Consider the following 447-nt stretch of genomic DNA (forward strand, 5'->3'; position numbering starts at 1 on the left):
TGGATCACTGACGTGGTTAAAGAAATTGGCCCAGGTGACCGCCTGACCGCCGGCCTCGATGCCGCGCTTGGGATTGATAAAGCGGAAGTTGAACTTGAGCGCATTGATAGGCTCACCAAATTGCTTGGCAGTATCCTTGATCTTGGCTTCGCTGAATGCATCACGCACCGCGCTGCAATTGCGAGTAGACTTGACATCCTCGATGGCCTTACCGATACCGGTGGTTGGCTCCGCATAGCCCATAACAACGAACTCGATGTAGCCTTCCTTCAGCCGCTCTGCATCTTGCAGGCCAGTGTCGTTATTGGCACCCGTGAAGGCAGCCATATTCAGCGGCTTCTCGGTAGTCGTGCTCCCGATGAAACAGCTCTCATCGGCCGTCGTGAGCACCGCCTTCCCGTCCTTCTCTTGGAGGACGGCAGCCCACATGTCGTTCGACGACAGGGC

Annotated in this window: 1 protein-coding gene; it reads right to left on the reverse strand. The window is 56.4% G+C overall.

Annotation, left to right across the window (positions count from 1 at the left end; genetic code table 11):
* On the reverse strand, positions 1-447 hold a 447-nt coding region (locus tag E1958_RS20650), incomplete at both ends, for a hypothetical protein (RefSeq protein WP_424945101.1).

The sequence above is a fragment of the Candidatus Thiosymbion oneisti genome, assembly GCF_004359955.1.
GTDB lineage: Bacteria > Pseudomonadota > Gammaproteobacteria > Chromatiales > Chromatiaceae > Thiosymbion > Thiosymbion oneisti.